Origin of the sequence: Streptomyces sp. NPDC090106, assembly GCF_044747265.1 — a bacterium.
In the GTDB taxonomy this organism is placed as follows: Bacteria; Actinomycetota; Actinomycetes; order Streptomycetales; family Streptomycetaceae; genus Streptomyces.
Window position 1 is genome coordinate 342,352 of record NZ_JBIVDS010000001.1, and the last position, 23,714, is coordinate 366,065.

Below are 23,714 nucleotides of genomic sequence, written 5' to 3' on the forward strand. Positions count from 1 at the left end.
TCGGCCGGCTTCGTGTCAGAGCGCCGCGCGCTCCTTCAGCGGTTCCCACCAGGCGCGGTTGTCGCGGTACCACTGGACCGTCTCGGCGAGGCCCTGCTCGAAGCTCTTGCGGGGCTCGTAGCCGAGTTCCTCGCGGATCTTCGTGCAGTCCACCGAGTAGCGGCGGTCGTGGCCCTTGCGGTCCTCGACGTAGGTGACGCTGGTGTCCCAGTCGGCGCCGCAGGCCTTCAGCAGCAGCCCGGTGAGCTCCTTGTTGGAGAGCTCGGTGCCGCCGCCGATGTTGTAGACCTCGCCCGCGCGGCCCTTGGTGCGGACCAGTTCGATGCCCTGGACGTGGTCGTCGATGTGCAGCCAGTCGCGGACGTTGCCGCCGTCGCCGTACAGCGGGACCTTCCTGCCGTCGAGCAGGTTGGTCACGAACAGCGGGATGACCTTCTCGGGGAAGTGGTGGTGTCCGTAGTTGTTGGAGCAACGGGTCACGCGCACGTCCAGGCCGTGGGTGCGGTGGTACGACAGCGCGATCAGGTCGCTGGACGCCTTCGCCGAGGAATAGGGCGAGTTGGGCTCCAGCGGGTGCGTCTCGGGCCAGGAGCCCTCGTCGATCGAGCCGTAGACCTCGTCGGTGGAGATGTGCACGAAGGTGTCGACGCCCGCGCGGTGGGCCGCGTCGATGAGGGTGTGCGTGCCGACGACGTTGGTGCGCACGAACTCGGCGCCCCCGTCGATGGACCGGTCGACGTGCGACTCGGCGGCGAAGTGGACGACCTGGTCGTGCTCGGCCATCAGCTTGCCGACCAGCTCGGGGTCGCAGATGTCGCCCTGCACGAAGGCGAACCCGGGGTGCTCGCGCACCTCGTCGAGGTTGGCGGGGTTGCCCGCGTAGGTCAGCTTGTCGAGGACGGTGACCGACACGTCCCCGGGACCCTCGGGGCCGAGCACGGTACGGACGTAGTGCGAGCCGATGAAGCCGGCGCCGCCGGTCACCAGGATGCGCGTAGTCATGAGGAGATCTGCACCTTGCTGTGATCACCGAGCACGAGCCGGTGGGCCGAAGGGTTGCGGGGAGCGGGCGTGACCTCGACGTCGCGCCCGATCAGTGAGGCCTCCACGCGGCGCACGCCCGTCACGGACGAGCCGCGCAGCACGATGGAGTACTCGATTTCACTGTCCACGATCCGGCAGTCCTCCGAGACGGAGGTGAAGGGACCGATGTACGCGTTCTCCACCACCGTACCGGCCCCGACGATGACGGGGCCCACGATCCGGGAACCGCTGACGCGGGCGCCCTCCTCGATGACGACCCGGCCGATGATCTCGCTGGACTCGTCGACCGTGCCGGCGCTGCGCGGCTCCATGCCCTCCAGGACGGACCGGTTGACCTCCAGCATGTCGGTGACGTTGCCGGTGTCCTTCCAGTAGCCCGAGATGGTGGTGGAACGGACGTCCCGCTGCTGGTCGATGAGCCACTGGATGGCGTGCGTGATCTCCAACTCGCCGCGCCAGGAGGGCTCGATGGAGCGGACCGCCTCGTGTATGGCGGGCGTGAACAGGTAGACACCGACGAGCGCGAGGTCGCTCTTGGGCTCCTTCGGCTTCTCCTCCAGGCCGATCACCCGTCCCTGGGCGTCGAGTTCGGCGACACCGAAGGAGGTCGGGTCGGGAACCCGGGTCAGCAGGATCTGCGCGGCCGGGCGGTCGCCGCGGAACTCGTCGACCAGGCCGGTGATGCCGCCGACGATGAAGTTGTCCCCGAGGTACATGACGAAGTCGTCGTCACCGAGGAACTCCTGGGCGATCAGCACCGCGTGGGCGAGCCCGAGCGGCGCCTCCTGCGGGATGTAGGTGACCTCGATGCCGAACTTCGAGCCGTCACCCACCGCTTCGCGGATCTCGTCGGCCGTGTCGCCCACGACGATCCCGACCTCGCTGATACCGGCCTCGGCGATCGCCTCCAGGCCGTAGAACAGCACGGGCTTGTTGGCGACCGGTACGAGCTGCTTGGCCGAGGTGTGGGTGATCGGGCGCAGGCGAGTGCCCGCTCCCCCGGAGAGCACAAGTGCCTTCACGTACTGACCCCAATGGATAACTGTCGGGATTTGTCGTCAATCCTGCTCAAACATCATAGCCGGGCAGCTGTCAGGCCGATTCGCCGTTAGTTCGCGCATTCGACACCTGTATGACGATGTATAAGCCGGAGAGGTTGTACGGGCGCGGCCAAAAGAGACGTAAAAAGCAGAGCCGCCCCCGGTCGTGTACGACCGGGGGCGGCTCGGTGACGTGCGCCGGAGTGTCAGCTCTCCTCGGCGGGGGCCGAGACCGAGGACAGCGACTGCTGCGCCGCCACGGTCTTCTTCGCCGCCGTCTTCTTCGTGGCCGCCTTCTTGGCCGTCGCCTTCTTCGCGACGGTCTTCTTGGCGGCCGTCTTCTTGGTGGCGGCCTTCTTCGCGGTCGCCTTCTTGGCCGTCTTGCGGGCCGCCGCCTTCTTCACCGGGGCCGCCTCGCCGTCCTCGGCGGGAGCGTCCTCGACGGGCGCCTCGGCCGGGACGACCACGACGGCGCCCTCCTCGGAGGAGGTCGACGCGGTGGCCTTGCGCACCGCACGACGCCGCGGACGCGCCGGGGCGGCGGCCTCGGCGGGCTCCTCGGCCGGGGCCTGCTCCGCGACGACCGGCTCAGGTGCCTCGGGCTCGGCCTCGGCGGTGACCGTCACGACGGTCGTCGCCTCGGCGCCCGCGGGCGATCCGGCCGGCGCGGACACCTTGCGGGTGGCGCGACGGCGCGTACGGCCCTGGGGAGCGGCGTCCTCGACGACCGGGTCCTCGACGGCGGCCGGCGCGGCCTGCGCCTCGGCCGCGGCCTGGGGCTCGACCGGGAGCGCGGCCTCCTGCTCGACGGTGACGTCCTGCGCGGTGGGCGCCTCCTCGGCCTCGGCGGGCTGCTCGGCCTCGGCGGACCGCTCACCCCGCTCACGCCGCGGGGCACCCGCCGGAGCGGACGCCCGGCGCCCGGCCCGGCGCCGCTGACGACCGCGGCCGACGGCCGCCTCCGCCTCGGCGACGCTGCTGTACAGCTCCTCGTCGGGCTGGAACTCGGGCGCGGGCAGCGCGACCGGCGCGGCGACCTCGGCGACGACCTCCGCCTCGGTCTCCCCGTCCTGCTCGGTGTCCTGCTCGGGAGCCTCGGTGGCCACCGACGCCTCGTGCACGTGCTCGATGCCGCCGCGTCCGCGCTTCTTGCGCTTGCCGCCGCCACCGACGGAGGTCGGCTGCTCCATGTGGACGATGACACCGCGGCCGTTGCAGTGGACGCAGGTCTCGGAGAAGGACTCCAGCAGACCCTGGCCCACCCGCTTGCGGGTCATCTGGACCAGGCCCAGCGAGGTCACCTCGGCGACCTGGTGCTTGGTCCGGTCCCGGCCCAGGCACTCCAGCAGACGGCGCAGCACCAGGTCCCGGTTGGACTCCAGGACCATGTCGATGAAGTCGATGACGATGATGCCTCCGAGGTCGCGCAGCCGCAGCTGGCGCACGATCTCCTCGGCCGCCTCCAGGTTGTTCCTGGTGACCGTCTCCTCCAGGTTGCCGCCCTGGCCGGTGAACTTGCCGGTGTTGACGTCGACGACGACCATCGCCTCGGTCCGGTCGATCACCAGCGAGCCGCCGCTGGGCAGCCAGACCTTGCGGTCCAGCGCCTTGGAGAGCTGCTCGTCGATCCGGTAGCTGGCGAAGACGTCGACCTCGCTGGTCCACTTCTGGAGCCGCTCGGCCAGGTCGGGCGCCACGTTGGAGACATAGCCGTAGACCGTCTCCCAGGCGTCCTCACCGCTGACGATGACCTTGGAGAAGTCCTCGTTGAAGATGTCCCGGACGACCCGGACGGTCATGTCCGGCTCGCCGTACAGCAGCGTGGGCGCGTTGCCGTTCTTGGCCTTCTTCTGGATGTCCTCCCACTGCGACTGGAGGCGCTCCACGTCACGGCGCAGCTCGTCCTCGCTCGCGCCCTCGGCGGCGGTGCGCACGATGACGCCCGCGTCCTCGGGGACGATCTTCTTGAGGATCGTCTTCAGCCGGGCCCGCTCGGTGTCGGGCAGCTTGCGGCTGATGCCGGTCATCGACCCCTCGGGGACGTAGACCAGGTACCGGCCGGGCAGGGAGACCTGGCTGGTCAGACGGGCACCCTTGTGACCGATCGGGTCCTTCGTCACCTGGACGAGCACCGACTGGCCGGACTTCAGGGCGGACTCGATGCGGCGCGGCCCGTTGGCCATGCCGAGCGCCTCGAAGTTGACCTCACCGGCGTACAGGACGGCGTTGCGCCCCTTGCCGATGTCGATGAACGCGGCCTCCATGGACGGCAGCACGTTCTGGACCTTGCCCAGGTAGACGTTGCCGACGTACGAGGTCGCCTGCTCCTTGTTGACGTAGTGCTCGACGAGCACCCCGTCCTCCAGGACGCCGATCTGCGTACGGTCGCCGTTCTGCCGGACGACCATCACGCGCTCGACGGCCTCGCGGCGGGCCAGGAACTCGGCCTCGGTGATGATCGGGACCCGGCGGCGGCCCTGCTCGCGGCCCTCGCGGCGGCGCTGCTTCTTGGCCTCCAGACGCGTGGAGCCCTTGATGGACTGCACCTCGTCGGACGGCTCGGACGCCTTGCGCGGCTCGCGCACCTTGACGACGGTCCGCTCGGGGTCGCCGTCGGTGGGCTCGCTGTCGGCGGAGCTGTCACCGGCGCGACGGCGACGGCGACGGCGGCGACGGCTGCTGGAGGAGGAGCCGGAGTGCTCGTCGTGAGCCTCCTCGTCGTCCTCCTCGTCCTGCTCGGCGCCGTCCGCGGCGTCCTGGCCGGCGCGCTCGTCCTGCTCGGCGGGGAGGTCCTCGCCGTCCTCGGCGTCGGCGTCCGCGGACTCGCCGCGGCGACGGCGACGTCCGCCACGACGGCGGCGACGGCGCGAGCCGGGCTCCTCGGACTCCTCCGACTCCTCCTCGACGGCGTCGTCCTCGGCCGACGCGTCGGCGTCCTCGTCCTCCGGCTCGTCCTCGACGGCCGGAGCGCTCTCCACGACCGGCGCCTCGGCCTCGGCGGGCTCACCGCGACGGCGGCGGCGACGGCGCGGCGCGACGGGCTCCTCCTGGAACTCCTCCTCCGGCTCCTCGGCCTCCACCTCGGCGGCGGCAGCCGCGGCGGCGGCCCGCTCCGGCGTCTGGAACTGCGGCTCGGTGAACACGGGCGCCTGGAACACGGCCACGGCGGGCCGGGTGGGACGGCGCGGAGCCTCGTCCTCGGCGGGTGCGTCGGCGGGGGGCGCGGAGAACCCGGCCGCGGCACGGCGCGAGACCCGGCGGCGGCCACGGCGCGGCGCGTCGTCGGCGGGCTCGGGCTCGGCCGGGGCCTCGACGGCGGGGGCCTGCGGCTCCTCGGCGACGGGCTCGGCCGGGGCGGCGGGCGTGATCTCCTCCGCGGCGGCGGTGTCCCCGGCGGGCGCGGTCACCCGGCGGGTGGCGCGACGACGGGTGCGCGGGGCCGGTGCGGCCTCCTCGGCGGGCGCGGCCTCGGCGACGGCCTCCGGCTCGGCGGCGGCCGGGGTCTCGCTCACGACGACGGTCTCGGCCTCGGCGGGCGCGTCGACAGGCGCGGACACCTTGCGGGTGGCACGGCGGCGGGTGCGCGGGGCCGGTGCGGCCTCCTCGGCCGGGGCGGCGGCAGCGGGCTCCTCGGCGGGCTGCTCCGCGGGCGCGGCCACCGGCTCGGCGACGACGGTCTCGGCAGTCGTGGGTGCGCCGGCGGGCGCGGAGGCTCGGCGGGTGGCCCGACGGCGCGTGCGCGGCGCCGGCGCGGCCTCCTCGACGACCTCGGCGGTCTCGACCGCCGCCGTGGTCCCGGTGACCTCTTCGGTCTCTTCCGTCTCCTCGGCCGGTATGGCCGAAGCAGCCTCGTCCGGGGCCTGCGCGGCGGCGACCGGCGGACCCGCCGGACGGGACGCGGCACGGCGCCGACGGCGCGGCGGCAGGGTGTCGCTGGGGGTGGTCTGTTCGGAACCCTCGGTGGGCTCGGTCGGTTCGAGCATGCGGGCGTTTCTCCCGTCAGGCTCCCGGGCGCCGCGCCTGGTCCGGCGATGCCGGTGACGTCCGCGGCTCGCGCGATGCGCGGTGCCGCCGTCCGGGGCGCGGGCGCCGCACGGGAGCTCTCTGTGTCTTGTCTCGCCGGTTCCGTACTCCCTGTTGGATACGGCCTGGCGAAAGTCTTCTGGTGGGTGCGCTGCCCGACCCAGGTGGCTCCCGAGTACGAGGGCGGCGCTACGACGACCGTCCTTCGCGGGACTTCCTTACGCCGACGCCGTCGCGGCGGCAGGCTGCCGGGCCTTCGAGAGGGCCTCTGCTGCTGCCTCGCGGTCGGGCGCGAGCGGGTCGGTCACCGAGCCGGTCTCTTCATCGAACAGCCCCTGCGCCAGCCTGGTCACCGCAGCGGGGACCGGCGGCGCCAGGTCGGCCACGGCGCGGAGACCGGACAGGACGTCGTCGGGTCGAACGGCAGGCGTCACGTGCCGAACAACCAGCCGCAGTATCGCACAGGGCCGGCCGGTCGGCCTATCAGCGGCGGAACTGTGCGTCGCAAGATCCACCACGGCCGGGCGGGCGTCGAAGGTACGGACGCCGTTCTTGGTCATCCGCTGGACCTCCACGGACTCGGCGGCGGTGAAGGCGGCGACGGCCCGGTCGGCCTCCGCCTGCTCCACGCCGTCCAGCCGCAGCTCCCACACGGAGGCGGTCAGCCGGTCGGCGAGCCCCGAGGTACGGGCCTCGACCGCGTCGACGATGTCGAGCCCGTCGGGCAGCGACTCGTCGAGGAGGATCCTCAGCTGCTCCGGGTCACGCGCCGCGGTGAGCGCGATCTCCAGATACTCCGCCTCACTGCCCGTGCCGGTGGGTGCGGCATTGGCGTACGACACCTTCGGATGCGGCGTGAACCCCGCCGAGTACGCCATCGGCACCTCGGCACGGCGCAGCGCACGCTCGAAGGCGCGCTGGAAGTCACGGTGGCTGGTGAACCGGAGGCGGCCGCGCTTGGTGTAGCGCAGTCGGATGCGCTGCACCGCGGGTGCGGGCGGCGGGCCTTCGGGCTGTCGCTTGCCCAGTGTCGCTCAGTCCTTCGTGAGTGCGGTCGTACTGCTACCAAGAGTACGTGTCTCGCGGCCCGACGGTTCCCTTCGGGCCACCGCGACCCTCTCCTTCCGCTCCCCCGGCAGGTCCCCGAACAGCATCCGCCGCATGTCGGCACGGGCCTGGCGTGCGGTGTCGCGCGCGGCGGCCAAGGCCTGACGGGTGACGCGTCCCACGCCGCGGGCGGCCTCGGCGGCGGGCCTGAGGACGGTGTCGCGGACCGCGTGGCCGACCGGGGTGAGGACCGTGCGGTAGGTCCAGCGGGCCGGTTCGACCAGGGTCCAGCGCAGGAAGGTGCCGAGGAGGCGCCCCACGGCGAGCGAGATGTGCCCGGCGATCCGCCAGGCGTGTCCGAGGGCGTCCCCGACCTCCCGTCCGACGACGGCGAGGAACCGTCCGACGGGGGTGAGCACCCAGCGCCACAGGGCGACCGCGGGCAGCACGAGCAGCACGCGCGCGATCCAGTACAGGCAGAAGCCGATCCCGCGCAGCAGCCACACCACGGCGTGCCCGACCGGCGTGAGGATCCACTGGTACACCCACACGGCCGGCAGCACGAACAGGCAGCGCAGCAGCCAGGTGGCGCCGTGGCCGAACGGGGTGAGCACGCGCGCGTACAGCCACGCGAGGCCCGCACCGATGCCGCGCCCGAGCCAGGCGACGCCCCGGCCGAAGGGGGCGAGGACGTAGGTGTACAGCCAGACCGCGGGCAGCACGAGCAGGACGTGGCCGAGCCAGGCCAGCCCCTTGCCGAGCGGGACCAGGACGTAACGCCACAGGCCCACGAGGGGCCAGACGAACAGAGCCCGTCCGAGCCAGGCCAGCGCCCGTCCGAGGGGGCGCAGGACGGTGTCGCCGAGGAACTTCCCGGCGACGACGAGCGCGTCCCAGGCCACCCGCACGGGCACGACCAGGACGAGCACGAAGATCCGCACCGGGATACGGATCGCGACGACCAGACACCCCTCGGGGTTCTGCTGCTGAGGTGGCCTTTTCTCCAGGTCCATACCGACGTAGACGCCGTGCGGGCGGTTGCCGTTCCGGACGGACGCGGTGTCGCTCAGGCCGCCTTGAGCAGCGCGCGCAGCCCGTCGGTGTCGATGAGGTGCGCCCGGGACGGGAAGACCTTCTCCACCAGCACCCGCTGGGTCTCCGGGTCGGGGTCGGCGACGCCGTCGGTGAGGACGAAGACCCGGTAGTCGCGGTCGGCGGCGTCCATGAGGGTGGACAGGACGACCCCGCTGGTGCTGATCCCGGCGAGCACGAGCGTGTCGATGCCGCGCTCGCTGAGCCGCTCGTGCAGATCGGTGGTGGACACCGAGCCGTACCGGATCTTGCGTACGACGATGTCGTCGTCCTCGGGCGCTATGCGCGCGTCGATGGTGGTGGCCGGGTCCTCGTGGTGGAGCCTCCTCGCCGCGGCGACGGCGCTGAAGTTCTTGTTGGTCGCGGGGACCGCCGCCCAGTCGTCCTCGGTGAAGGCGACACGGACGTATCCGATGGTGCCGCCGGCGGCGCGGACGTCGGCGATGGCGCCCTTGACCCGCTCGACGAGCGCGTCGGCGTCGGGGGCGAGGGGGACGATCCCGTTCTGGAAGTCCATGGCCAGCAGGGCGGTGCGGGAGGGGGTGAGGGTGGGGGTGGGGTTCGCGGGGGTGGTGGCGGGGGTGCTCACGGGTGGTTCTCCTTGGTGGGGGGTGGTCCGACCGCTGGTCAGATGCCGGTCGAGGACGGTCAGCAGCAGGACCGCGAGGCCCGCGCCGACCAGGACGAGGCCGAGGGTGTGCAGGCCGTGGTCGCTCGCCCCGTCGCGGAAGACGAGGCCGCCGATCACGGCGGAGGTGATGGTGCCGAGGTAGCCGAAGGTCCGGAACAGTCCGGCGGCGGTGCCGATCCGGTCGGGCGGGGCCGCGAGGTACAGGGCGGTCTGGTTGCCGACGGTGGTGGTGGCGGAGGTGACGCCGAAGACCAGCGACACGAGCACGATCAGGGTCACGGGGCTGTGCGAGGTGAGCAGCATGATCCCGGCCGAGCCGAGCAGCATGCTCAGCGCCGCGGCGATCAGCGGTCCGCGCACGAGGTTGCGCACGGCGAGCGGCCGGGAGAGCAGCGCGGAGACGGCGCCCATGGGCAGCAGGAGCAGTCCGGCCTCGACGGTGGACAGACCGTGGGCGGCCTCCGCCCACTGGGTCATGCCGTACATCACGGAGTAGACGCCGAGCAGGGTGAGCGACTGGCGCAGATAGGTGCGGGCGAGGGCGCCGTTGGCGGCGAGTTCTCGGAAGTCGAAGAAGGGCGCGGCCCGGCTCAGTTCCCACCGCACGGTCGGGACGACGGCGACGGCGAACACGGCGAGCGCGGTCCACCGGAGTCCCGGAAGGCCCGTCAGGAAGACGACGAGCGCGGTCAGAAAGACGGCGAAGCCGAGGATGCCGGGCAGGTCGATCCGGTCGGCGAGCCGCCGGAACCCGCTCCGCTCGCGCGGCGGATCGGCGGGGAGCCGGCTCAGCGCGAGGAACAGGGCGACGGCGGTGACGGGGAGGTTGACGAGGAAGGCCGCCCGCCAGCCCGCGGCGCCCACGAGCAGCCCGCCGAGCGGCGGTCCCACGGCGGCGGTGGCCATCCCGGCGAGCGCGATGCCGCCGAGCACTCCGCCGGGCGGGGCGTCGAGCCCGGCCTCCTCGGCCCGGCGCCGGATCAGCACCATCGCGCACGGGAACCCGGCGGAGGTGCCGATCCCGATGAGCACCCGGGCGACGGTCAGGGTGGCGAGGTCCTGCCCGAGCCCGCCGACCAGCCCGCCGATCAGCACCAGCACGATGCCGCCGACGAGGACCCGGCGCGCGCCGAGGACCTCGGCCAGCTTGCCCGCGGTGGGCTGCGCGACGGCGCTGGCCAGATAGAGCGACGACACCAGCACGGCGGTGTCGCCCACGGAGACGCCCAGACCGGCGGCGATGGGCACGAGCGCGGTGGCGATGACGGCACTGTTGACGGGGTTGAGCCCGGCCGCGAGATAGAGGGGCGCGGTGAAGGCCGGCGAAAAGGGCGGGGGCACGGACCCGGTGGTGGTGGAACGGCTCATATGCCGCCGTCACCCAGATCGACGGCGGCGAGCCGCTCCAGCAGCTCGACGGCCCGGTCCACGTCCTCCCGCTCCCCCGGGGCGACGGCCTTGTCGATGGCCCGCGCGAGGAACGCGGCCCGCCCGGCGAGGAGCTTCTCGACCATCGCGGTCGCGGCGGGATCGGCGCTCACCAGCTTCCGCCGCCCGTCCCGCGGGTCGGGCTCGCTGTGCACCAGCCCGGCCGCCTTCAGCACGGCCAGGCTCTGCGCGATGGACTGCGGGCTGACGTGCTCCAGCGAGGCGAGCCGCGCGGCGGTCACGGGCCCCTCCCGCACCACGCTCGCCAGCACGGTGATCTGTGTGACGGTCAGCCCGGTCGCATGCTGCCCCGACTCCACCCGCAAACGCGCCCGCAGCCGCTTCATCGCGTCATTGAGCCGCTGAGCACTCTCGATGGACTCGTCCGAGGTCATGCCCCCACGCTAAAACCCGACAAGCAACTTAACCAAGTTACTTGTCGAATTTTGACCGGGGACAGCACCGAGCCCCCTTCCCGACTCCGGGAAGGGGGCTCGACGACGGCGGCCGGGGTCAGTGAGAGTGACCGCTCCCGACCGGTGCCACGTTCTTGACGGTCAACGGCAGCAGCTTCTTGCCCGTCGGTCCGATTTGGATGCTCGTGTCCATCTGAGGACACACCCCGCAGTCGAAGCAAGGGGTCCAGCGGCAGTCCTCGACCTCGGTCTCGTCGAGGGCGTCCTGCCAGTCCTCCCAGAGCCAGTCCTTGTCGAGGCCGGAGTCGAGGTGGTCCCACGGGAGGACCTCCTCGTAGGTCTTCTCGCGGGTGGTGTACCAGTCGACGTCGACGCCGAACGCGGGCAGCGTCTTGTCGGCGCAGGCCATCCAGCGGTCGTAGGAGAAGTGCTCGCGCCAGCCGTCGAAGCGACCGCCGTCCTCGTAGACCGCGCGGATGACCGCGCCGATGCGGCGGTCGCCGCGGGACAGGAGGCCCTCGACGATGCCGGGCTTGCCGTCGTGGTAGCGGAAGCCGATGGAGCGGCCGTACTTCTTGTCGCCGCGGATCTTGTCGCGGAGCTTCTCCAGGCGGGCGTCCGTCTCCTCCGCCGAGAGCTGCGGGGCCCACTGGAAGGGCGTGTGGGGCTTGGGGACGAAGCCGCCGATGGAGACCGTGCAGCGGATGTCGTTCTGGCCGGAGACCTTGCGGCCCTCGGCGATGACGTTCATCGCCATGTCGGCGATCTGGAGGACGTCCTCGTCGGTCTCCGTCGGCAGGCCGCACATGAAGTACAGCTTCACCTGGCGCCAGCCGTTGCCGTACGCGGTCGAGACGGTCCGGATGAGGTCCTCTTCCGAGACCATCTTGTTGATGACCTTGCGCATGCGCTCGCTGCCGCCCTCGGGGGCGAAGGTGAGGCCGGAACGGCGGCCGTTGCGCGTCAGTTCGTTCGCCAGGTCGACGTTGAAGGCGTCGACTCGGGTCGAGGGGAGGGACAGGCCGATCTTGTCCTCCTCGTAGCGGTCCGCGAGACCCTTGGCGATGTCGCCGATCTCGGTGTGGTCCGCCGAGGAGAGGGAGAGAAGGCCGACCTCCTCGAAGCCCGTCGCCTTGAGGCCCTTCTCGACCATCTCGCCGATGCCGGTGATCGAGCGCTCGCGGACCGGACGGGTGATCATGCCGGCCTGGCAGAAGCGGCAGCCGCGCGTGCAGCCGCGGAAGATCTCCACCGACATGCGCTCGTGGACGGTCTCGGCGAGCGGGACGAGGGGCTGCTTGGGGTAGGGCCACTCGTCGAGGTCCATGACGGTGTGCTTCGACACGCGCCACGGGACACCCGACTTGTTGGGGACCACGCGGGCGATACGGCCGTCGGGGAGGTACTCGACGTCGTAGAACGCCGGGACGTACACCGAGCCGGTCTTCGCGAGGCGGAAGAGGACCTCCTCGCGGCCACCGGGGCGGCCCTCCGCCTTCCAGCGGCGGATGATGTCCGTCATGTCGAGGACGGCCTGCTCGCCGTCGCCGATGATCGCGGCGTCGATGAAGTCCGCGATGGGTTCCGGGTTGAAGGCCGCGTGGCCGCCGGCCAGCACGATCGGGTCGTCAAGGCCCCGGTCGCGCGACTCCAGCGGGATGCCCGCCAGGTCCAGCGCCGTCAGCATGTTCGTGTAGCCGAGCTCGGTGGAGAAGCTGAGCCCGAACACGTCGAAGGCCTTCACCGGGCGGTGGCTGTCCACCGTGAACTGCGGGACGCCGTGCTCCCGCATCAGGGCCTCCAGGTCCGGCCACACGCTGTAGGTGCGCTCGGCGAGGACGCCCTCCCGCTCGTTCAGCACCTCGTAGAGGATCATGACGCCCTGGTTGGGCAGGCCGACCTCGTACGCGTCCGGGTACATGAGCGCCCAGCGGACGTCGGAGGACTCCCACGGCTTGACCGTGGAGTTCAGCTCGCCGCCGACGTACTGGATCGGCTTCTGCACATGCGGGAGCAGAGCTTCGAGCTGCGGGAACACCGACTCGGCGGTTTCGGCTGACATCTCGCACTTCCGTGGACTGACAGGGGTGACCATCTAGCCTAACGCGAGCGGAGGACACCCCTGTCCCGCACGGGCCCCGCGAGGGGCTCGCTCAGACGTCCATCGCGGCCTTCATCGACGTCCACGCCTCCGGCAGCGCCGCCTCCGCCAGTTCCGCCCGCCGCTCCTCGTGCCCGTACAGCAGCCCGTAGGTGAACGCGTTCTCGCCGGCCGCGTGCGCCTGCCCGGCCAGGTCCCGCAGGGCCTCGCGGGTCATCACGCTGTCCTGGTGGTCGCCGAGCAGCCCTTGGAGCGACTTCATCGAGCGGACCAGGTCGACGGCCGGTTCCCCGAGCGCGTCGGCCGCGGCCTCGGCGGCGTAGCGCGTCCGCTTGGCCTTCTTGCGGGCCTCGTGCAGGGCGAGGTCCCGGTCGGCGCCCGGCGGGAGCGCGACGGCCTCCTCCACCAGGGCCTCCAGCTTCCCGAAGTCCTTGCGCACGGCCTTGGCAATCACCTTCGGCGGCTCCCCCGCCGCCGCCTCCCGCCACGGCGGCCCGTCCACGAGCGCGTCCAGCGCCCCCAGCAGCTCCAGGTACCGCTTTCCGTCCAGTACGGCGATCAGCCGCCGCCTCGATCCCCCGCGCCGGGCGTGCGACCAGGTGCGCAGCCGGGTGCGGACCGGGCCGGCCAGCAGCGGGCGGGGCAGTTCGTCGAGGGCGGCCGTCAGACGTTCGGTGAGGACCTCCTGGTCGCGGTCGACGCCCAGTTCGCCCGCCAGCCACTTCAGCTCCGCGCCGATCGGGTCGGTGACCGCCCGGTCGAGGACCTTGGCGTACGAACGGAAGGCGCTGCGCGTCCGGCGGGTGGCGACGCGCATCCGGTGCACGGAGTCGTGCGCGTCCTGCCGCACGGCCGGGTCGAGGTCGACGATCGCGTCGCGCTGGGTGCGCAGATACGCCAGCACGTGGTCGCCGGCGGTCACCGGGTCCGGCACGGCAGCCGCTCGAGCGGCCTTCCCCGCCTTGCCTTCCTTCCCCGCCTTGTCGGCCTTCCTTACGTCGTGCGCTTTCCCCGCCTTGTCGGCCTGCCCCGCCTTCGCCGCTCTGCGTGCCTTCTTCGGGGCGGGGGCCGTCTCCGCCAGCGCCCTGGCGAGCTTCGACGAGGACCCGGAGCGGCGGACGCCCGCCTTGCGGAGTCGTTTCTCCACCTTGTCGAGGAAGGCCGGGTCGCCGCCGTCGGCGAGTTCGACCTCGATCTCGGTCCACTGGGCGCTGCCGCCGTCCCCGGTGAGGCGCTCGGCGCGGACGGAGTCCAGGCTGACCTCGGCGAGCACCCGGCCCTGCCCGTCGACGAGATGGCGTACGTCCCGGTCGGAGCGCAGCCGGACCACCGGACGCAGCTCGGCGTCCCGGATCCGGGAGCGGACGAGACCGTGGAGGGTGCGCGGGACGGCCGGGGAGAGGGGCGCCTGGATCTCGTCGCGTACGCCGGGGGCGACGGGGAACTTCAGATGCCAGCCGGCGTCGGAGCCACCGGTGCGACGGCGCAGGGTGATCGACGACCGGGCGAGACGTTCGTCGGGGGTGTCGTAGTAGGTGGCGTCGAGGTGGGCGACACCCTTGTCGATCACTGCCTCGACCCCGGCCACTCCGGTCAGGTCGGGCAGCCCGCTCTCTTCGGACTCGTACTTACGCTCGATCTCGCGCTTTGTGTCCGCCATGACCCGAATCTAGTTCCTGCCCCGGCCCCACGACAGAGGCTGACCAGGGTGAACCACCGGTGACCTCCGGCCGCCGCTAGGCCGACATCGGCCGCTGGACCCTGATCGACTGCAACAGCCCGACCGCCACCCACACCGCGAACATCGACGAGCCTCCGTAGGACACGAACGGCAGCGGGAGACCCGTGACGGGCATGATGCCGAGGGTCATGCCGATGTTCTCGAAGGCCTGGAAGGCGAACCAGGCCACGATGCCGGCGGCGACGATCGTGCCGTACAGCTCCGTCGTCTCACGGGCGATGCGGCAGGCGCGCCACAGGACGACACCGAGCAGCACGATGATCAGGCCCGCGCCGATGAAGCCCAGTTCCTCGCCCGCGACCGTGAAGACGAAGTCGGTCTGCTGTTCCGGCACGAACTGGCCGGTGGTCTGCGAGCCGTGGAAGAGGCCCGAGCCGGTCAGGCCGCCGGAGCCGATCGCGATGCGTGCCTGGTTGGTGTTGTAGCCGACACCGGCCGGGTCGAGGCTGGGGTTGGCGAAGGCGGCGAAGCGGGCGATCTGGTAGTCGTCCAGGACGCCGAGCTGCCAGACGGCGACCGCGCCCAGGGTTCCCGCGCCAAGCAGGCCGAACACCCAGCGGTTGGAGGAGCCGGAGGCGAGGAGCACGCCCAGCACGATCACCACCATCACCATGACCGACCCGAGGTCGGGCATCAGCATGACGACCAGCATCGGCACGGCGGCCAGGCCCAGCGCCTGGAGGACGGTGCGGTGGTCGGGGTAGGGCTTGTCGCCCGCGTCGACGCGGGCGGCGAGCAGCATCGCCATGCCCAGGATGATCGTGACCTTCACGAACTCCGAGGGCTGGAGCGAGAAACCGCCGCCGATGACGATCCAGGAGTGGGCGCCGTTGACGGTGGAGCCGAGCGGGGTGAGCACCATCAGGATCAGGAACACCGAGGCGCCGTAGAGGATCGGGACGGCCGTGCGCAGCGCGCGGTGGCCGAGCCAGACGGTGCCGATCATCAGGGCGAAGCCGATGCCGGTGTTCATGAGGTGGCGCAGCAGGAAGTAGTACTGGTCGCCCTGGTTGATCTCGGTGCGGTTGCGGGTCGCCGAGAAGACCAGCAGCGAGCCGAGTCCGGAGAGGGCGAGCGCGGACAGCAGTATCGGCCAGTCGAGGCGGCGGGCGAGCGAGTCACGGGCGAACAGCCGCGTCCAGCCGGCGCGTTCGGGTCCGTATCCGGAGACGGAGAAGCTGTTGCCGGTCATGTGAGCATCCTCCGGCCGCCCCGGCGCGGTCCGCATCCCCGGCCCGTCCCGCGGCGGCGCCTTCGCCGGGTGTCGCGGTTGCCGCCGGTCCCGGTGTTCTCGACGGTGGCCGCGAGCTGGGTCTGGTCCGGCTCGGGGGCGCCCTGCTGGGTGGCGCGCTGCTCCTTGGCCGGGTCCTTGGCGACCTTGGGCGACTTGATGGTGCCGTCGGTGCGGACCTTGGGCAGGCTCTTCTGCGGGGTGGGCAGCAGGGCGTTCTTCTTGTCGATGGTGCCGTCGTCGGCGACGCCGTACAGGGCGTCGTAGATGTTGCGGACGGCGGGGCCGGAGGCGCCGGAGCCCGTACCGCCCTGGGAGATCGTCATGACGACCGCGTAGTCCTTGGTGTACGTGGCGAACCAGGACGTCGTCTGCTTGCCGTAGACCTCCGCCGTACCGGTCTTGGCGTGCATGGCGATCTTGTCCTGGGGCCAGCCGACGTCCGCGAAGCGCCAGGCGGCGGTACCGCGGGTGGCGACGCCCGCGAGGGCCTCGTCCATCTCGGACAGCGTCTTCTTGCTTATGGGCAGCTTGCCGTGCGCCTTGGGCTCGATCTCGTCGACGGTCTGGCCGTCGGCGCTGACGATCGCCTTGCCGACGGACGGGGTGTACAGCGTGCCGCCGTTGGAGATCGCCGCGTAGATGGTGGCCATCTGGATGGGGGTGACGAGGGTGTCGCCCTGGCCGATGGAGTAGTTGACGGAGTCACCGGCGCGCATCAGGTTGCCTTCGAGGCAGTTCTCGTAGGCGATCTGCTGGGCGTAGGTGCCGCCCTTCTTGCCGTACTTGCACCAGGCGTCCTTGTTGGCCTTCCAGTAGTCCTGCTTCCACTGGCGGTCGGGGACCCGGCCGGTGACCTCGTTGGGCAGGTCGATACCGGTCTCGGCGCCGAGGCCGAACTGGTGGGCGGTCTTGTAGAACCAGTTGTTGGCGTTCTTCTTCGGCTTGGTGCCGCCGTCCTTCTTCCACTCCTCGTGGGAGAGGCGGTAGAAGACGGTGTCGCAGGAGACCTCCAGGGCGCGGCCGAGGCTGATCGGGCCGTATCCCTTGGACTCGAAGTTGTTGAAGACCTGGCCGCCGATGGAGTACGAGCTGGAGCATTCGTAGGGGCCGTTGAAGGAGTAGCCGGCGTTGACCGCGGCGGCCGTCGGGACGACCTTGAAGATCGAGCCGGGCGCCGACTGGCCCTGGATGGCCCGGTTGAGCAGCGGGTAGTTGGAGGACTTGCCCGTCAGCGTCTTGTAGTCCTTGGCGGAGATGCCGCCGACCCAGGCGTTGGGGTCGTAGGTCGGGTTGGAGGCCATGGCGACGATGCGGCCGGTCTTGGCCTCCATGACGACGACGGCGCCGGAGTCGGCCTTGTAGTTCTCGCCGGTGTTGTCGTCGAACTGCTTGCGGGCTTCCTTCATCGCGTCGTTCAGCTCGTACTCGGCGACCCGCTGGACGCGGGCGTCGATGCTGGTGACGAGGTTGGAGCCGGGCTCGGCGGCGTCGGCCTCGGCCTGGCCGATGACCCGGCCGAGGTTGTCGACCTCGTAGCGGGTGACGCCGGCCTTGCCGCGCAGCTCCTTGTCGTACTGGCGCTCCAGGCCCGAGCGGCCGACCTGGTCGGAGCGCAGGTAGGGCGAGTCGCTGTCCTGGGCCTCGGTGATCTCCTCGTCGGTGACCGGGGAGAGGTAGCCGAGGACCTGGGCGGCGTTGGCCTTGCCGGGGGCGGCGTAGCGGCGCACGGCCTCGGGTTCGGCGGTGATGCCGGGGAAGTCCTCGGCGCGCTCGCGGATCTGGAGGGCCTGCTTGGCGGTGGCCTCGTCGGTGATGGGGATCGGCTGGTACGGGGAGCCGTTCCAGCAGGGCTGGGGGGTCTCGGAGTCGCAGAGGCGGACCTTGTCCATCACCTCCTTGGGCGTCATGCCGAGGACACCGGCGAGCTTGGTGAGGACGGCCTTGCCGTCGTCGTCCATCTTCAGCAGGTCGGTGCGGGAGGCGGAGACCACGAGGCGGGTCTCGTTGTCGGCGAGGGCGACGCCGCGGGCGTCCAGTATCGAGCCGCGCACGGCGGGTTCGACGACCTGCTGGACGTGGTTGCCGGAGGCTTCCTTGGCGTACTCGTCGCCCTCGCGGATCTGGAGGTACCACAGGCGCCCGCCGAGGGTGCCGAGGAGGGACAGGACGAGGATCTGGATGACGATGAGGCGGATCTGGACCCGTGGGGTCCGTCCGGTCTCGGGAATGTTGGTCACTGCTGCCCCCTCTCAGTGCGCCGGCGTGTGAGCGCGTACGAATGATGAACGGCCGACCTGTGAGACGGCGTTCCGGCCTGGCGCACACGTTCGGGTGAACCCGGCGGCCCCGGCCGCCGTCTGACGTGCCCTCACAGGCGCTTGACCCCCTTGATGCGGCCGACGCGCGCGGTGCGTGCGCGGGCCTTGGTCCTGAGGCTTCCGAGTCCGCCGCGCTGGCCGCCGATCTTCAGGCCGGTCCCGGAGGAGAGCCACCCGGAGGAGATGTCGGCGGACTTCTTCGCGGAGGCGCCGGTGTCGGCGAGCGGGTCGTTCTCGGCGCGGCGGGCGAGCGCCATGATGCCGGGGACGACGAACGGCGCGAGCAGCAGGTCGTACAGGGCGGCCGTGAACAGCAGGCTGCCGAGGCCGACGTGACGGGCGGCGGTGTCGCCGACGAGGGCGCCGACACCGGCGTACAGCAGGGTCGTGCCGACGGCGGCGGCGACCACGACGAGCATCGGTCCGGTCGCCGACTTCAGGCGGCCGTTGTCCGGCTTGGCGAGGCCCGCGAGGTAGCCGATGACGCACAGGACCAGGGCGTAGCGCCCGGCGGCGTGGTCGGCGGGCGGGGCCAGGTCGGCGAGGAGGCCCGCGCCGAAGCCGACGAGGGCGCCGCCGACATGGCCGTACACCATGGCGAGGCCGAGGACGGTCAGCAGCGTCACGTCGGGGACGGCGCCCGGGAGGTGGAGCCGAGACAGGACGCTGACCTGGAGGACCAGGGCGACGACGACCAGGGAGGTGGAGAGCAGGATGCGGTTGACGCGCAAGGGAAATCAGCTCCTACTGCTCTTGCTCGGTCTGGCCGCCCAGCGGGGCGCCCGCGGAGGGGGTGACCGTGACGGTCACCGTCGGCGTGGGGGTCGGCTTCGGCTTGGCGGGCAGGACCGTGTCGCGGGGGTCCTTCTTCGGCGCCTCGACGACGATGCCGACGACGTCGAGCTTGGTGAAGCCGACGTACGGGGTGACGTACAGGGTGCGGGTGAGGCCGCCGCCGGAGGGGTCGACCTTGGAGACGACACCGACGGGGACGCCGGGCACGAACGGCTTGTCGGCCTGGGAGCCGAAGGTGACGAGCCGGTCGCCCTTCTTCACCTCGGCCTTGCCGTTGAGGAGTTCCACGCGCAGCGGCTGGTCGCCCTGTCCGGAGGCGAAGCCGAGTTCGTCGGTGGACTCCATGCGGGTGCCGACGGTGAAGTCGGGGTCGTTGGCGAGCAGGACCGTCGAGGTGTCGGGGCCGACGGTGGTGACGCGGCCGACGAGTCCGTCGCCGTTCAGGACGGTCATGTCGCGCTGGATGCCGTCGTTGGAGCCGATGTCGACGGTGATGGTCCAGGAGAAGCCCTGGGCCGCTCCTATCGCGATGACCTCGGCGCCCTTGATGCCGTACTGGCCCTCGGCGGCGACGCTCAGCATCTTGTTGAGCTGCTTGAGGCGGCTGGAGTTGCGGTCGTCGCTGCCGAGCTTGGCCTTGAGGGCCGCGTTCTCCTTCTCCAGCGCGGCGAGGCGGTCGTGGCGCTCGCCGGAGTCGCGGATCGCGGAGACCGCGTTGCCGACCGGGTTCACCGCGGCCGACACACCGTCCTCGATGGGGCCGAAGACCGTGGCGGCGGCTTGTCGGGCACCGTCGACCGGCGAGTCCTCCCCGCCGCGGATGTCCACCGTGATCAGTGCGAACGCGATGGCGATCAGCAGCACCAGGAGCAGCCGGCTCTCTCGTGTGTCCCTCACGTGCGGCGGCCGTGCCTTCCTCATAGGAACGTGCAGTGTTCAGTGTTCAGGAATGCGCGGATCGAGCGGCGCGCGGGTCGGGCGGGCGCGGACCGATCGGTCGCGCGCGATCTCATGGGTGAGCTTATGCCTCTATATCAACGATCCGCCGTACGAGAGGAGATCATCTCGTACGGCGGAATCGAAGAGTTACGTCATCTGCGCGGCTGGGCGTCCAGGACCTGCTGGAGCGCCTCGAACTCCTCCACGCACTTGCCGGAGCCGAGCGCCACGCTGTCGAGGGGGTCCTCGGCGATGTGGATCGGCATGCCGGTCTCGCGGCGCAGCCGTTCGTCGAGGCCGCGGAGCAGGGCGCCGCCGCCGGTCAGAACGATTCCGCGGTCCATGATGTCGCCGGAGAGCTCCGGCGGGCACTTGTCGAGGGTCGTCTTGACCGCGTCGACGATCGCGTTGACGGGTTCCTCGATCGCCTTGCGGACCTCGGCGGCCGAGATGACGACGGTCTTGGGCAGCCCGGAGACGAGGTCCCGGCCGCGGATTTCGGTGTGCTCGTCGGAGTCGAGGTCGTACGCCGAACCGATCGTGATCTTGATCTGCTCGGCCGTGCGCTCACCGAGGAGGAGGGAGTACTCCTTCTTGATGTGCTGGATGATCGCGTTGTCCAGTTCGTCGCCCGCGACGCGGATGGACTGGGCGGTGACGATCCCGCCGAGCGAGATGACCGCGACCTCCGTCGTACCGCCACCGATGTCGACCACCATGTTGCCCGTGGCCTCGTGGACCGGCAGGCCGGAGCCGATGGCCGCGGCCATGGGCTCCTCGATGATGTGCACCTGGCGGGCGCCGGCCTGGGACGACGCCTCGATGACGGCACGGCGCTCGACGCCGGTGATGCCCGAGGGCACACACACGACGACGCGCGGCCGGGCGAGATACCGCCGCTTGTGGATCTTCAGGATGAAGTAGCGGAGCATCCGCTCGGTGATCTCGAAGTCGGCGATGACACCGTCCTTCAGCGGACGCACGGCAACGATGTTGCCGGGCGTGCGCCCGATCATCTTCTTCGCTTCGGCGCCGACCGCCAGGATGCCACCGGTGTTGGTGTTGATCGCGACGACGGACGGCTCGTTGAGTACGATCCCGCGACCCCTGACGTACACCAGCGTGTTGGCGGTCCCGAGGTCGACAGCCATGTCACGGCCGATGAACGACATTGAGTTCCCCATCAGGATTCGTCTGGCCTTCCTGGGAGCTTTTCAGGGCATTTCAGGACGGCGAAGTGGGTGCTGTGACGTGAAGGCTTCCATCGTAGTGGCGCCCGCACGAACACTGCGCGAGGGTCTTCGCCATTGTCAGCAGACGGAACGCCGCCTCGCTTGTGGAGACGGTCCATCGGGGGCACTCGTTCCCCCGTTCGGCACGCATATGCCAAAGGACGGCCGAAAATGTACGGCCGCCCCTGGTCAGGCGAGAGGAGATTCCTGACGGACTCTCAGAAAAAGCCACGAAACCTACGCACGCCCGGGGAAGAAGATCTTCACCTCGCGCTCGGCGGACTCCTCGGAGTCGGAGGCGTGGATCAGGTTCTCGCGGACGATCACACCGAAGTCCCCGCGGATCGAACCCGGCGCGGCGGCGATCGGGTCGGTCGGGCCGGCCAGCTGACGCACACCCTCGACGACCCGCTCGCCCTCGACGATCAGCGCCACGACCGGGCCGGAGGCCATGAACTCCACCAGCGGCTCGTAGAAGGGCTTGCCCTTGTGCTCGCCGTAGTGCTGCTCCAGCGTGTCCTGGTCCAGGGTGCGCAGCTCCAGCGCGGTGATCCGCCAGCCGTCCTTGCGCTCGATACGGCCGATGATCTCGCCGGTCAGGCCACGACGGACGGCGTCGGGCTTGAGGAGGACGAGGGTGCGCTGCGTCACGAGGAGGCTCCTTAGTCAAGCGGGTGCGGGAAGACCGAGGTTACAGGGCGTGTCGGCGCGTCCGTCACACAGCGTCAGGTGCGGTGGAGCCCGGAGGGGCGGGCCGGGGCGCGGAGCCGTCCTCGGCCGCCTCCTGGGCGGCGAAGCGCGCCTTCGCCTCGTCGATCTTCCGGCCGTAGTGCACCGAGGCCCACCACAGCGCGGCGAAGAGCACGCCGAGGAAGAACATCGTCGGCACGAAGAACCCGGAGGCGATCAGCCCGATCTGGAGCACCCAGCCGAAGGCGATGCCGCCGGGCCGGGTGACCACGCCGCACAGCAGCAGGCACAGGACCATGGCGATGCCGCTGACCGTCCACACGGTCGACGTGCTCAGGTCCGGGTCCTTCATGGCGACCAGCGCGGCGAAGCCGATGATGAAGAACTCGCCGATCAGGGTGGAGGCACAGAGAGTACGCATCGGTGGGAGATCAGCCCTTCCCCAGCAGCAGCCGGGCTTCGCCTACGGTGATGACGGATCCGGTGACGAGCACGCCACCGCCCGCGAACTCGCCTTCTTCCTCGGCCAGCGTGATCGCGGCCTCCAGCGCGTCCGGCAGCCGCGGCTCGACCTGGACCCGCTCGTCGCCGAAGATCTCGACGGCGATCGCGGCCAGCTCGTCCGCGTCCATCGCGCGGTGGCTGGAGTTCTGCGTGACGACGACCTCCGCGAAGATCGGCTCGAAGGCCTCCAGGAGCCCGCGGACGTTCTTGTCGCCGCTCGCCCCGACGACCCCGATCAGCCGGCTGAAGTCGAAGGCCTCACCGACCGCCTCGGCGGTGGCACGGGCGCCCGCCGGGTTGTGCGCGGCGTCCAGCACGACGGTCGGCGACCGGCGCACGATCTCCAGACGGCCCGGCGAGGACACGCTCGCGAAGGCCTTGCGGACGGTGTCGAGGGAGAGCGGCTCGGGACGCTGCGCGCCGACCCCGAAGAACGCCTCGACGGCGGCCAGCGCCACCGCCGCGTTGTGCGCCTGGTACGGGCCGTGCAGGGGGAGGTAGACCTCCTCGTACTCCCCGCCGAGCCCGCGCAGGGTGAGCAGCTGGCCGCCGACGGCGACCTGCCGGGAGACGACCCCGAACTCCAGTCCTTCGCGAGCGACCGTGGCGTCGACCTCGACCGCCTTCTTGAGCAGGACCTGAGCGGCGTCCACCGGCTGCTGCGCCAGGATGACCGTCGCGTCCTGCTTGATGACGCCGGACTTCTCCTTGGCGATCTCGCCGGGCGTCCCGCCGAGCCGGTCCGTGTGGTCCAGGTCGATGGGGGTGACGACGGCGACGTCGCCGTCGATCACGTTCGTCGCGTCCCAGGTGCCGCCCATGCCGACCTCGACGACGGCCACGTCCACGGGCGCGTCCGCGAAGGCCGCGTACGCCATGCCCGTGAGCACCTCGAAGAAGGACAGCCGGAACTCCTGCTGGGCGTCGACCATCTCGACGTACGGCTTGATGTCCTCGTACGTCTCGATGAAGCGCTCGGCGGAGATCGGCGCTCCGTCGAGGCTGATCCGCTCGGTGACGGACTGGACGTGCGGGGAGGTGTACCGGCCCGTACGCAGCTCGAACGCGCCGAGGAGGGCCTCGATCATGCGGGCCGTGGACGTCTTGCCGTTGGTGCCGGTGATGTGGATCGAGGGGTAGGCCCGCTGCGGCTCGCCGAGGACGTCCATCAGCGCGGCGATCCGCGTGACGGAGGGCTCCAGCTTGGTCTCGCCCCAGCGGCCCGCCAGCTCCGTCTCGACCGCGCGCAGCGCCTTGTCGAGCTCGGGGTCCGCGGGCCGCGCGGGCACGTCGGGACTCGGCGTGCCGCCCTGCGTGCGCAGGGTGCGGCTGCCGGCCTCGATGACCGCGAGGTCGGGGTCGCGGTCGGTCTCTTCCGCGACGATCTCGTCGAAGGGGTCGCTTTCACTCACCAGGTCAGTCTAAGGCGGCGCCCCTGG

17 protein-coding genes are annotated in these 23,714 nt (G+C 71.1%); all 17 read right to left on the reverse strand.

What is annotated here, in order from left to right; genetic code table 11:
- Positions 1 to 15: 15 nt before the first annotated feature.
- Complete coding sequence (rfbB, locus tag ACIPSE_RS01615; protein ID WP_401656222.1) at positions 16 to 1,002, reverse strand: dTDP-glucose 4,6-dehydratase; 987 nt, start codon at positions 1,000 to 1,002, stop codon at positions 16 to 18.
- The gene (locus ACIPSE_RS01620) at positions 999 to 2,066 is read right to left on the reverse strand and encodes a glucose-1-phosphate thymidylyltransferase (RefSeq protein WP_401656224.1); all 1,068 of its coding nucleotides are present in this window, start codon (positions 2,064 to 2,066) and stop codon (positions 999 to 1,001) included. The genes rfbB and ACIPSE_RS01620 overlap by 4 nt, the downstream gene beginning before the upstream one ends.
- A gap of 224 nt (positions 2,067 to 2,290) precedes the next feature.
- Positions 2,291 to 6,067 (reverse strand): Rne/Rng family ribonuclease, encoded by a 3,777-nt coding sequence (locus ACIPSE_RS01625; RefSeq protein WP_401656225.1) that lies wholly within the window; start codon positions 6,065 to 6,067, stop codon positions 2,291 to 2,293.
- Between the two features lie 258 nt (positions 6,068 to 6,325).
- Positions 6,326 to 7,093, reverse strand: coding sequence for a TIGR03936 family radical SAM-associated protein (locus ACIPSE_RS01630; protein ID WP_401656226.1), 768 nt, complete (start codon positions 7,091 to 7,093; stop codon positions 6,326 to 6,328).
- A gap of 48 nt (positions 7,094 to 7,141) precedes the next feature.
- Positions 7,142 to 8,167 (reverse strand): hypothetical protein, encoded by a 1,026-nt coding sequence (locus ACIPSE_RS01635; protein ID WP_401656228.1) that lies wholly within the window; start codon positions 8,165 to 8,167, stop codon positions 7,142 to 7,144.
- Between the two features lie 53 nt (positions 8,168 to 8,220).
- On the reverse strand, positions 8,221 to 10,245 hold the full coding sequence (locus tag ACIPSE_RS01640) for an MFS transporter (protein WP_401656230.1): 2,025 nt from the start codon (positions 10,243 to 10,245) through the stop codon (positions 8,221 to 8,223).
- Positions 10,242 to 10,700 (reverse strand): MarR family winged helix-turn-helix transcriptional regulator, encoded by a 459-nt coding sequence (locus tag ACIPSE_RS01645; protein WP_401656232.1) that lies wholly within the window; start codon positions 10,698 to 10,700, stop codon positions 10,242 to 10,244. The genes ACIPSE_RS01640 and ACIPSE_RS01645 overlap by 4 nt, the downstream gene beginning before the upstream one ends.
- A 118-nt stretch (positions 10,701 to 10,818) precedes the next feature.
- Positions 10,819 to 12,783: a TIGR03960 family B12-binding radical SAM protein gene (locus ACIPSE_RS01650; protein WP_401656234.1), complete on the reverse strand. Its 1,965-nt coding sequence runs from the start codon at positions 12,781 to 12,783 to the stop codon at positions 10,819 to 10,821.
- Between the two features lie 91 nt (positions 12,784 to 12,874).
- A complete protein-coding gene (locus ACIPSE_RS01655; protein WP_401656236.1) occupies positions 12,875 to 14,482 on the reverse strand; it encodes a CHAD domain-containing protein in 1,608 nt (535 codons plus the stop codon).
- A 76-nt stretch (positions 14,483 to 14,558) separates the two neighbouring features.
- Entirely contained in the window at positions 14,559 to 15,755 is a 1,197-nt protein-coding gene (gene rodA, locus ACIPSE_RS01660) for a rod shape-determining protein RodA (RefSeq protein WP_401656238.1), read from the reverse strand.
- Positions 15,752 to 18,034, reverse strand: a complete 2,283-nt coding sequence (gene mrdA / locus ACIPSE_RS01665; RefSeq protein ID WP_401656240.1) for a penicillin-binding protein 2 — start codon at positions 18,032 to 18,034, stop codon at positions 15,752 to 15,754. Before mrdA ends, rodA begins: the two co-directional genes overlap by 4 nt.
- A 131-nt stretch (positions 18,035 to 18,165) precedes the next feature.
- Positions 18,166 to 18,846, reverse strand: coding sequence for a rod shape-determining protein MreD (gene mreD / locus ACIPSE_RS01670; protein ID WP_401656242.1), 681 nt, complete (start codon positions 18,844 to 18,846; stop codon positions 18,166 to 18,168).
- A 13-nt stretch (positions 18,847 to 18,859) separates the two neighbouring features.
- Positions 18,860 to 19,807 (reverse strand): rod shape-determining protein MreC, encoded by a 948-nt coding sequence (mreC, locus tag ACIPSE_RS01675; RefSeq protein WP_401656245.1) that lies wholly within the window; start codon positions 19,805 to 19,807, stop codon positions 18,860 to 18,862.
- 194 nt (positions 19,808 to 20,001) lie between these two features.
- Entirely contained in the window at positions 20,002 to 21,021 is a 1,020-nt protein-coding gene (locus tag ACIPSE_RS01680; RefSeq protein ID WP_004001297.1) for a rod shape-determining protein, read from the reverse strand.
- Between the two features lie 297 nt (positions 21,022 to 21,318).
- Positions 21,319 to 21,732 (reverse strand): nucleoside-diphosphate kinase, encoded by a 414-nt coding sequence (gene ndk, locus ACIPSE_RS01685; protein ID WP_401656247.1) that lies wholly within the window; start codon positions 21,730 to 21,732, stop codon positions 21,319 to 21,321.
- Positions 21,733 to 21,796: 64 nt separating this feature from the next.
- The gene (locus tag ACIPSE_RS01690; protein ID WP_401656249.1) at positions 21,797 to 22,192 is read right to left on the reverse strand and encodes a DUF4233 domain-containing protein; all 396 of its coding nucleotides are present in this window, start codon (positions 22,190 to 22,192) and stop codon (positions 21,797 to 21,799) included.
- Positions 22,193 to 22,202: 10 nt separating this feature from the next.
- Positions 22,203 to 23,687: a bifunctional folylpolyglutamate synthase/dihydrofolate synthase gene (locus tag ACIPSE_RS01695; RefSeq protein WP_401656251.1), complete on the reverse strand. Its 1,485-nt coding sequence runs from the start codon at positions 23,685 to 23,687 to the stop codon at positions 22,203 to 22,205.
- Positions 23,688 to 23,714 lie beyond the last annotated feature (27 nt).

Coding starts and splice junctions, on each gene's coding strand:
- ACIPSE_RS01625 (WP_401656225.1), bottom strand. CDS start 6,067: ATGCTCGAACCGACCGAGCCCACCGAGGGTTCCGAACAGACCACCCCC.
- ACIPSE_RS01640 (WP_401656230.1), bottom strand. CDS start 10,245: ATGAGCCGTTCCACCACCACCGGGTCCGTGCCCCCGCCCTTTTCGCCG.
- ACIPSE_RS01650 (WP_401656234.1), bottom strand. CDS start 12,783: ATGTCAGCCGAAACCGCCGAGTCGGTGTTCCCGCAGCTCGAAGCTCTG.
- ACIPSE_RS01680 (WP_004001297.1), bottom strand. CDS start 21,021: ATGTCGTTCATCGGCCGTGACATGGCTGTCGACCTCGGGACCGCCAAC.
- rodA (WP_401656238.1), bottom strand. CDS start 15,755: ATGACCGGCAACAGCTTCTCCGTCTCCGGATACGGACCCGAACGCGCC.
- ACIPSE_RS01645 (WP_401656232.1), bottom strand. CDS start 10,700: ATGACCTCGGACGAGTCCATCGAGAGTGCTCAGCGGCTCAATGACGCG.
- ACIPSE_RS01655 (WP_401656236.1), bottom strand. CDS start 14,482: ATGGCGGACACAAAGCGCGAGATCGAGCGTAAGTACGAGTCCGAAGAG.
- rfbB (WP_401656222.1), bottom strand. CDS start 1,002: ATGACTACGCGCATCCTGGTGACCGGCGGCGCCGGCTTCATCGGCTCG.
- ACIPSE_RS01690 (WP_401656249.1), bottom strand. CDS start 22,192: ATGCGTACTCTCTGTGCCTCCACCCTGATCGGCGAGTTCTTCATCATC.
- ACIPSE_RS01635 (WP_401656228.1), bottom strand. CDS start 8,167: ATGGACCTGGAGAAAAGGCCACCTCAGCAGCAGAACCCCGAGGGGTGT.